Origin of the sequence: Pseudomonas sp. GM84, assembly GCF_000282535.1 — a bacterium.
GTDB lineage: Bacteria > Pseudomonadota > Gammaproteobacteria > Pseudomonadales > Pseudomonadaceae > Aquipseudomonas.
On the sequence record NZ_AKJC01000088.1, the window covers coordinates 22193 to 28493 of the forward strand.

Annotated in this window: 5 protein-coding genes; all 5 read right to left on the bottom strand. The window is 63.7% G+C overall.

Annotated features, from left to right (window positions below; translation table 11 throughout):
• Window positions 1-42: 42 nt before the first annotated feature.
• The 5 genes from PMI38_RS07105 to cysM all read right to left on the bottom strand — a co-directional run bounded on the left by PMI38_RS07105 (window position 43) and on the right by cysM (window position 6165).
• Window positions 43-582: a DUF2058 domain-containing protein gene (locus PMI38_RS07105; RefSeq protein ID WP_008092178.1), complete on the bottom strand. Its 540-nt coding sequence runs from the start codon at window positions 580-582 to the stop codon at window positions 43-45.
• 26 nt (window positions 583-608) lie between these two features.
• Complete coding sequence (gene mazG / locus PMI38_RS07110) at window positions 609-1442, bottom strand: nucleoside triphosphate pyrophosphohydrolase (RefSeq protein WP_008092179.1); 834 nt, start codon at window positions 1440-1442, stop codon at window positions 609-611.
• A gap of 127 nt (window positions 1443-1569) precedes the next feature.
• Complete coding sequence (gene relA, locus PMI38_RS07115; RefSeq protein ID WP_008092181.1) at window positions 1570-3810, bottom strand: GTP diphosphokinase; 2241 nt, start codon at window positions 3808-3810, stop codon at window positions 1570-1572.
• A gap of 96 nt (window positions 3811-3906) precedes the next feature.
• Complete coding sequence (gene rlmD / locus PMI38_RS07120) at window positions 3907-5265, bottom strand: 23S rRNA (uracil(1939)-C(5))-methyltransferase RlmD (RefSeq protein WP_008092183.1); 1359 nt, start codon at window positions 5263-5265, stop codon at window positions 3907-3909.
• Entirely contained in the window at window positions 5266-6165 is a 900-nt protein-coding gene (gene cysM / locus PMI38_RS07125; protein WP_043273190.1) for a cysteine synthase CysM, read from the bottom strand. It lies immediately after the preceding gene.
• Between the last annotated feature and the right edge of the window lie 136 nt (window positions 6166-6301).

The window sequence follows — 6301 nt, forward strand, 5'->3', positions numbered from 1 at the left end:
ACCTTCCATGAAAAAGCCCCGCCTAGGCGGGGCTTTTCAGACTTACCACATCAGATCGTCCGGGATCTTGTAGGCCGCATACGGGTCGTCCTCGTCCGCTTCCTCGACATGGGTGTTGAGCAGCAGGATGCGGTTAGGGTCGCGCTCCTGGATCTTCACCGCCGCTTCCCGCGGAATCACTTCGTAACCACCGCCATGGGCAACGATCGCCAGTGCGCCGTTGCTGAGCTTGCTGCGCATCAAGGCGTTGACGGCAATGCGCTTGACCTTCTTGTCATCGACGAAGTTGTAGTAATCCTCGGTGTTCAACTTGGGCAGGCGGGTCGCTTCGATCAACTGCTTGACCTGTGCGGCACGGGCTTTCTGCTCGGCCTTCTCCTGCTGCTGGCGGTTCAGTTCCTGGTCACGCTTGGCCTTCTCGGCCATGGCTTCCTTGGCCATGCGCTGCTGGCTGTCGTCGACTTCGACCTGGCCTTTGTGCTCCAGGCGTTTCTGTTTCTTCTCGGCCTTGTTGGCCTGGGAGACCTGTTTCTGGTTGACCAGACCGGCCTTGAGCAATTGATCGCGAAGGGAAATACTCATGGATGTTCACTCACTTATGCAGCCACTCAGCCGCAGCTGGGCAGGTTCTTTTCCTGACGCTTGGCTTCTCCCCAAAGGGCGTCCAGTTCGTCAAGGTTACAATCTTCGATGGGTCGACCGCTGTCGCGCAATGCCTGTTCGATGAAGCGGAAACGCCGCTCGAACTTGCGGTTGGCGCGGCGCAGGGCGTTTTCCGGGTCTTGCTTGAGGTGGCGGGCCAGGTTGACGGCAGCAAACAGCAGGTCACCGACCTCGTCTTCCAGGGCCTGGGCATCACCCTCGGCCATGGCCTGCAGCACTTCGTCGAGCTCCTCGCGGACCTTGTCGAGCACTGGCAAGGCATCCGGCCAGTCGAACCCGACAGTGGCCGCGCGCTTCTGCAGTTTGGCCGCCCGTGACAAGGCCGGCAAGGTTGCAGGCACGTCATCGAGCAACGACAGCTGCTCTGGGCCACTCTTCTCGGCGCGTTCCTCGGCCTTGATCTCCTCCCAGCGCGACTTGACCTGGGCCTCGCTCAGGCTGGGGGTATCCAGCGGCGCGTAGAGTTCGCCGGTGGGGAAGACATGGGGGTGACGACGGATGAGCTTGCGGGTGATGGCATCGACCACGCCGTCGAACTCGAAACGCCCCTCCTCCCGGGCCAGCTGGCTGTAGTAGACCACCTGGAACAGCAGGTCGCCGAGCTCGCCCTGCAGGTGCTCGAAGTCACCGCGCTCGATGGTATCGGCGACCTCGTAGGCTTCCTCGATGGTGTGCGGGACAATGCTGGCGTAGTTCTGCTTGAGGTCCCATGGGCAGCCGTACTGCGGGTCGCGCAGGCGGGCCATGAGGTGCAGCAGGTCTTCGAGGGTGTAGGTCATTTAAGCAGGTCCTTCGGTGGTGCCTTCTTCGCGGGGCAAGCCCGCTCCCACAGGGCCGGTGCATGGCTGAATGCTTGCACCCAATCCTGTGGGAGCGGGCTTGCCCCGCGAAGGGGACGCCGCTGTTTCAAGGGGTTCGATTACGCCGCGTCTCGATGATGTTCGGCAACTGCGAGATCCTGCCCAGCAGGCGCCCCAGCGCATCCAGGCCAGGAATCTCGATGGTCAGCGACATCAGCGCCGTGTTGTCTTCCTTGTTCGAGCGGGTGTTCACCGCCAGTACGTTGATCTTCTCGTTCAGCAGCACCTGCGACACGTCGCGCAGCAAGCCCGGCCGGTCGTAGGCACGGATGACGATATCGACCGGGTAGGTCTGTACCGGTATCGGCCCCCAACTCACCTGGATCATCCGCTCCGGCTCACGCCCGGCCAGCTGCAGCACCGAGGCGCAGTCCTGGCGGTGAATGCTCACGCCGCGGCCCTGGGTGATGTAGCCGACGATGGCATCGCCCGGCAGCGGCTGGCAGCAGCCGGCCATCTGTGTCAGCAGGTTGCCCACGCCCTGGATCTGGATATCGCCACGCTTGCCGGTACGCGGGCCGGTAGGCTTGCGCGGCACCAGCTCGATCTGTTCGATGCGATCGGGTTCGAGCAACTGCTGAGCGGCGTTGACCAGGTGCGCCAGGCGCAGGTCGCCGGCACCGAGCGAAGCGAACATGTCCTCGGCGGTCTTGACGTTGGTCTTCTCGGCCAGGCGCTCGAAGTCCACCTGGGGCAGGCCCAGACGGCTGAGTTCGCGTTCGAGCAGGGTCTTGCCGGCGGCGACGTTCTGGTCGCGCGCCTGCAGCTTGAACCAGTGGACGATCTTGGCCCGCGCCCGCGAGGTGGTGACATAGCCGAGGTTGGAGTTCAGCCAGTCGCGGCTCGGGTTGCCGTGCTTGCTGGTGATGATCTCCACCTGCTCGCCGGTCTGCAGGCTGTAGTTGAGCGGCACGATGCGCCCGTTGATCTTGGCGCCACGGCAGTTGTGGCCGATCTCGGTGTGTACGCGGTAGGCGAAGTCCAGCGGGGTAGCGCCCTTGGGCAGGTCGATGGCATGGCCGTCCGGGGTGAATACATAGACCCGGTCCGGTTCGATATCGACCCGCAGCTGCTCGGCCAGGCCACCGATGTCGCCCAGCTCTTCGTGCCATTCGAGCACCTGGCGCAGCCAGGAAATCTTCTCTTCGTAGTGGTTGGAGCTGGGCTTGACGTCGGTGCCCTTGTAGCGCCAGTGGGCGCACACGCCGAGCTCGGCCTCCTCGTGCATGCCGTGGGTACGGATCTGCACTTCCAGCACCTTGCCCTCGGGGCCGATCACCGCCGTGTGCAGCGAGCGGTAGCCGTTCTCCTTGGGGTTGGCGATGTAGTCGTCGAATTCCTTGGGAATGTGGCGCCAGAGGGTGTGGACGATACCCAGCGCGGTGTAGCAGTCGCGCACCTCGGGCACCAGCACGCGCACCGCGCGCACGTCGTAGATCTGGCTGAACTCCAGGCCTTTGCGCTGCATCTTGCGCCAGATCGAATAGATGTGTTTCGCCCGGCCGCTGATATCGGCATTGACGCCAGTGGCCAGCAGTTCGTTCTGCAGCTGGTTCATCACATCGCTGATGAAGCGCTCGCGGTCCAGCCGGCGCTCATGCAGCAGCTTGGCGATCTGCTTGTACTGATCGGGTTCGAGGTAGCGGAAGGACAGATCTTCCAGCTCCCACTTGATATGGCCGATCCCCAGGCGGTGGGCCAGCGGCGCATAGATGTCGAACACTTCGCGGGCCACGCGCAGGCGTTTTTCGTCATCGGCGGATTTCACCGCACGGATCGCGCAGGTGCGCTCGGCCAGCTTGATCAGTGCCACGCGCACGTCGTCGACCATCGCCACGAGCATCTTGCGCAGGTTCTCGACCTGCGCCTGGGAACCGAGTACCAGCGATTGGCGCGGGCTGAGGCTGGCGCTGATGGCGGCCATGCGCAGCACGCCGTCGATCAGCTTGGACACTACCGGGCCGAAACGCTGGCCGACTTCGGCCAGGGTCACCTTGCCCTCACGCACCGAACGATAGATGACCGCCGCCACCAGGGAGTCCTGGTCGAGCTTGAGGTCGGCGAGGATTTCGGCGATCTCAAGACCTGCCTGGAAACTGGAGGTACCATCGGCCCATGAATGCTTGGCCGGGTTGCCCTTCTTCTCGATTTCCTGGGCGAACTCGCAGGCCTCTTTGAGTGCCACGCGATCCAATGCCGAATCGACGCTCACCACATGATCCAGCCATGCTTCGAGATTGATACTGCCGTCGGTGTTGACCGGCTGGTGCACTCTCACCTGTACCATCTTTCTTTTACCTTTCCATACAGCGCACCCCATGGGTGCACTGGCTATCACCGTGCGACTCCCAGTCCATGGAAGCCGCACCAAGGGGCCAGTTCGCTAGCCCGCTTCGAATAACGCCATGGCTTCGACATGCGCCGTCTGAGGAAACATGTCGAGAATCCCGGCCCTTTTTAACCGGTACCCCTGGCCGACCAGCACCTGGGCGTCTCGCGCCAGCGTGGCCGGGTTGCACGATACGTAGACCAGCCGTCTGGCCTTGAGGCGTGCGATGCCTTGCACCACCTCGAACGCACCGTCGCGCGGTGGATCCAAGAGTACCGCAGAAAAGCCCTCGGCGGCCCATCCGGCGCCTGCCAAAGGCTGCGATAAATCGGCCTGAAAAAACCGTGCGTTATGCACATTGTTGTTTCGGGCATTGGCTGCGGCGCGGTCGACCATGGCCTGTACACCTTCCACCGCCACCACTTCACGTGCCTGACGGGCCAGCGGCAAGGCGAAGTTGCCCAGGCCGCAGAACAGGTCCAGCACACGCTCGTCGGCCTGCGGCGCGAGCCAGGCCAGCGCCTGCTCGATCATCGCCGTGTTGACCTGGGCATTGACCTGGACGAAATCGCCCGGGCGCCATGCCAGCTCAAGCTGCCAGGGCTCCAGGGCAAAGCCCAGTTTCGCCTCGGCATCCACCGGCGCCGGCTCACCTTCGCCTTGCAGCCAGAGCTGCGCGTTGGCTTCGCTGCAGAATGCCTGCAGCCGCGCCAGGTCTTGCGCCGACAACGGCGCCACATGCCGAACCAGTACAGCTTCGGCGGTGCCGCTGAACAACTCCACATGGCCGATCGACTGTGGCTTGCTCAGCGAGCGCAGCACGGTCGGCAAGTGACGAAGAATAGATTGCAAAGGCTGTACCAGCACTGCGCAGTCATCTATGGAGACAATTTCCTGACTGGCTTCGGCGCGAAATCCCACATCCAGCTGGCGCGCTTTCACATCCCAGCGCACCGCTACCCGCGCCCGGCGCCGGTAGCCGAACTCCGGGCCGCTCAAGGGTGCAGCCCACTCTTCGGGCTGTACGCCGGCAACCCGCTGCAGCTGTTCAGCCAGGGTGCGCTGCTTGAGCGCCAGTTGGGCGTCGTGCGGCAGGTGCTGCAGGTTGCAGCCACCGCAGCGTTCGTAGTGGCGGCACGGCGCCTGGCGGCGTTCCGGGCTGGCTTGCAGTACCCGCTCCAGGCGCGCTTCGACTACCTTGCCGCGGGCATTGAGTACCCGCGCCTCGACCGCCTCACCGGCCAGCGCTCCGCTGACGAACCAGGTGCGCCCATCGAGGAAGGCGATGCCGCGGCCGTCACCGGCCAGGCGCTCGATTTCCAGACGCTGCTTCTTGCCCACGGGGACCTGGGGGGTGCGGTTGCCGCCGGCCGGCTGGAAGCGCAGGCCGCTGTTGCTTTTCTTTCTGGACATTTAGCTCGGGTCGAACAGGCCGGTGGACAGGTAACGGTCGCCGCGGTCACAGATGATCGCAACCATCACCGCGTTTTCCACTTCTTGGGACAGGCGCAGCATGGCTGCCACCGCACCACCGGAAGACACGCCGCAGAAAATGCCCTCTTCGCGGGCAAGGCGGCGGGTGGTTTCCTCGGCCTCCTGCTGGGACATGTCGACCACGCGGTCGACGCGGGTGGCGTCGAAGATTTTCGGCAGGTACTCCTCGGGCCAGCGGCGGATGCCCGGGATCGCCGAGCCTTCCATCGGTTGCAGGCCAACGATCTGCACCGCCGGGTTCTGCTCCTTGAGGTACTGCGAGCAGCCCATGATGGTACCGGTGGTGCCCATGGAGCTGACGAAATGGGTAATGGTGCCCTGGGTCTGCTGCCAGATCTCCGGGCCGGTGCTGGTGTAATGGGCGATCGGGTTGTCGCCGTTGGCGAACTGGTCGAGGACCAGGCCGCGGCCTTCGGCCTGCAGCTTCTCGGCCAGGTCGCGGGCGCCTTCCATGCCCTCTTCCTTGGTCACCAGAATCAGCTCGGCACCGTAGGCGGTCATGGCAGCCTTGCGCTCGGCGGTGGAGTTGTCGGGCATGATCAGGATCATCTTGTAACCCTTGATCGCCGCCGCCATGGCCAAGGCGATGCCGGTGTTGCCGGAGGTAGCTTCGATCAGGGTATCGCCGGGCTTGATCTGGCCGCGCAATTCGGCGCGGGTGATCATCGACAGTGCCGGGCGGTCCTTCACGGAGCCGGCGGGATTGTTACCTTCGAGCTTGAGCAGGAGAGTGTTGCTGGTTTCTCCAGCGATGCGCTGCAGGCGAACCAGGGGCGTATTGCCGACGCAATCGGCGATGGTTGGGTACTGCAAGGTCATGGTGTATTTCACAATCCGGACGGCAGGGGTGCCTATCATACCGGCAAACCCTTCGCCGCCATATCACGCAATCTGTGGTCGGTATAGCTACAAGCTATATGGCCTTGTGTTGTCGGTACCGGCCCTATCGCCGGCA

Bases quoted from the DNA above. Each gene is read 5' to 3' on its own strand.
- rlmD (WP_008092183.1), bottom strand. From the start codon at position 5,265: ATGTCCAGAAAGAAAAGCAACAGCGGCCTGCGCTTCCAGCCGGCCGGC.
- cysM (WP_043273190.1), bottom strand. From the start codon at position 6,165: ATGACCTTGCAGTACCCAACCATCGCCGATTGCGTCGGCAATACGCCC.
- relA (WP_008092181.1), bottom strand. From the start codon at position 3,810: ATGGTACAGGTGAGAGTGCACCAGCCGGTCAACACCGACGGCAGTATC.
- mazG (WP_008092179.1), bottom strand. From the start codon at position 1,442: ATGACCTACACCCTCGAAGACCTGCTGCACCTCATGGCCCGCCTGCGC.
- PMI38_RS07105 (WP_008092178.1), bottom strand. From the start codon at position 582: ATGAGTATTTCCCTTCGCGATCAATTGCTCAAGGCCGGTCTGGTCAAC.